Annotated in this window: 3 protein-coding genes; 1 reads left to right on the top strand and 2 read right to left on the bottom strand. The window is 70.6% G+C overall.

Going from position 1 to position 2,575, the window contains the following annotated elements:
* On the top strand, nucleotides 1-523 hold a 523-nt coding region (locus ACTUAL_RS04835), incomplete at its 5' end, for a hypothetical protein (protein ID WP_440899400.1).
* 57 nt (nucleotides 524-580) lie between these two features.
* Here the strand turns inward: ACTUAL_RS04835 and ACTUAL_RS04830 are convergent.
* Both ACTUAL_RS04830 and ACTUAL_RS04825 read right to left on the bottom strand, forming a co-directional pair.
* A complete protein-coding gene (locus ACTUAL_RS04830; RefSeq protein ID WP_440899399.1) occupies nucleotides 581-928 on the bottom strand; it encodes a hypothetical protein in 348 nt (115 codons plus the stop codon).
* Nucleotides 929-1,018: 90 nt separating this feature from the next.
* Nucleotides 1,019-2,182: a DUF222 domain-containing protein gene (locus ACTUAL_RS04825; protein WP_440899398.1), complete on the bottom strand. Its 1,164-nt coding sequence runs from the start codon at nucleotides 2,180-2,182 to the stop codon at nucleotides 1,019-1,021.
* Nucleotides 2,183-2,575: the final 393 nt, after the last annotated feature.

Genomic DNA, 2,575 nt, shown 5'->3' with positions numbered 1-2,575 from the left:
CGGGTACGTCGCGCTCGCCGTGACCGTGGGCATCCTGGTGCTCGCCGTACTCCCCTGGGAGACCGGGCGGCCGCTCGGCGTGGCCATCCTCGCGGTGCTCGGGATGCTGCTCGTCTGGTGCGCGCTGCTGCGCCCGGCGATGTGGGTGACCGAGCGCACGCTGGTGCTGCGCGGCATGTTCCACACCGACGAGATCCCGCTCGGCACCATCGACCGGGTCGCGGTCTCGCAGGTCGTGGCGATCAGCGCCGACGGCCGGCGCTACACCTCGCCCGCGGTCGGCTACACCGCCCGCCAGAAGGTGAAGGCCAAGCGCCGCAGCGTCCGCGGCGACACGACCGTCCCCACCGCCGCCGACACCTACCAGGTGTACGTCGAGGAGCGGATCACCCAGTTGGCCCGGGAGGACCGCGAGCGGTTCGGCCCGACCGACGCCGTCGCCCGCCGTACCTGGGCCTGGCTCGAGATCGCCGGCTGCGTCGTGCTCGTCGGCGCGTGGCTGGTCTGGCTGCTGGCCTTCTGAGGGTCGCGTCCCCCTCGGGTCCGGCTCCCGTCATCGCGGCATGAGCGGTCGTTTCTGTCAGCCCACCGACTCGACGTGGAAGTACCCGACGACCGTCAGACTCTCGGTCACGACGATCATGTCGCCTTCCGCCACGTCGTGTGGGTATCGGTAGTCGCCGACGAGCCAGCCTGCGTCGGCGGCAGAGCGCCACGCACCGGGCGTCGCCGGTCGAATCACCAGCGAGGCGAGCCCGGTGTCCGCGGTCAGCGGAGGAACGAAGCCGTTGGCCGCGTAGTCCCGTTCAGGGGTCGGCAATGGTGGCCCGGTTCGCCGCCCGCCCTGGTCCTCGGTCAGCCAGACCACGGTGCCGTGGAAGCGCAGTGGGTCGTAGGGATGCACAGCGGCAGTCTCGTCCAAGACCACGGTCCGATGTCTGACTCATCGCCAGATCCGGACGTGGGACGACGCACGGCACGGGTGTGGCCCCGCCGGTCGTGACCGGCGGGGTGTTGGTCAGTTGATATGTCGGCGGTGGACGCGGCCGGTGGGTGAGATCCAGACGATCTGGTCGTGGTCGAGGGGGATGTAGCGCCAGCCGCCGGTGGTCTTGAGCCGGTGGTGGCCCCGGCACAGCGGGAACAGGTTCGAGGTCGTGGTTTCGCCGAGGGGGTAGGGCTCGCGGTGGTCGATGTCGCAGCCACGTGAGGGGCGCTCGCAGCCGGGGAACACACAGGTCGGGAACCGCAGCCGGACCTGCTCCTTCATCAGCGGTGTGGGCCGGTAGGCACCGGTGGACATCTCCTCGGTCAGGTCCAGCACCGGCCGGACCGTCACCCGGGTCCCGGCCTCCTGGCACCACTCCTGGACCTGCTCGGGGGTGACCACGGACCGGGTGTTCTCGACCTCGACCATCGCCTGCCCGGGGCGGGTGTGGGCGTAGAGCACGAGCTCCCGATGGGCCGGGTCGCCGGTGCCCACCATCCCCAGCGCCATGGAGCGCCGCACGTCCAGCGGCTGGGCGGGGTCGAGGGTGGCGGCCTTGGCGGTGAGGAACTGGTCGAACGCGAGCGCGTCGGCGAGGCCGGCCCAGCCGGTGATGGGAACCTGGCCGGTGGCGTTGATCCCGCGGTACTCCACCCGCACGCAGCGTTGCTCGGCTTCGGCGAGGCGGCGGCGTTCGGCCTCCTCGGGGTCGAACTCGAAGCGGGCGCGGTCGATCTGGCGGTCGAGCTCGGCCCACGAGCACCTGGCTGCGACGATCGCGAGCCTCTGGTCGACCGCGGCGGCCGCGTCGAAGGGCAGGGTGCGGGTGTCCTGGGCGATCTTGCGGGCCCGCCACACCGCCACCTCACCTGACATGACGCGGGCCCAGATCCGGGGCAACCTGGAGGACAGTTCGAGGGCGTCGCCGATGAGGCGGGCGCCGGCTTCGTGCTTCATCCCGACCGCGAGCGCGAACTCCGCGACCGCGGACTCATCGATCGTGACTGCGCCCTCACCGGCGAGCTCGAGGGCCTGCATCCCCCACTCGATCTCGGGGTCGGGATCGCCGGGGTTCAGCTGCGCCCACTGCACCGCCTGGACCAGCTGAAGAATCTGCGCGTCGGCGATCACCGTGGCGGTGTCGCGGGCAGCGACCAGCACCTCATCGGCGCGGGCGCTGGTGGTGACTGCCATGGATCCATTGCAGCACCGACCACCGACATTTCAGGGCTCAGATCCCTTGTTTTGACCGGGATGTGGACACTTCCCAGAAATTGTTCGGCACCGATTCTGGGCCAGCGGCTCGCAGCCCGGGAAGCGACCCGGCTTGAGCGGACCTCACCCGCTTCGCTGCCTGTCGGCGGCCGAGCCCAGCGGACCCGCGGGCCGCGGACAGGGTGGTGGTTTCGAGGCTCGGCGCTGGCGCGCCTCGCACCTCAACCACCGGAGCCGCGGACAGGGGTGGTGGTTTCGAGGCAGTGAAGAATTGGTCGTGGTTCAGGGCCTGACCGATTTCGAGGCTGACGATCCTGCTGGGTCTGTCGTTAGCGAGACTTGTCGGCTCTGGGCCGCGTCCCTGTTCCGCGT

The organism is Actinosynnema sp., assembly GCF_052038725.1.
Note: the sequence above shows the minus strand (reverse complement) of the source record. Positions and strands in the feature narration are given on the sequence as shown.

Bases quoted from the DNA above. Each gene is read 5' to 3' on its own strand.
- ACTUAL_RS04825 (WP_440899398.1), bottom strand. From the start codon at position 2,182: ATGGCAGTCACCACCAGCGCCCGCGCCGATGAGGTGCTGGTCGCTGCC.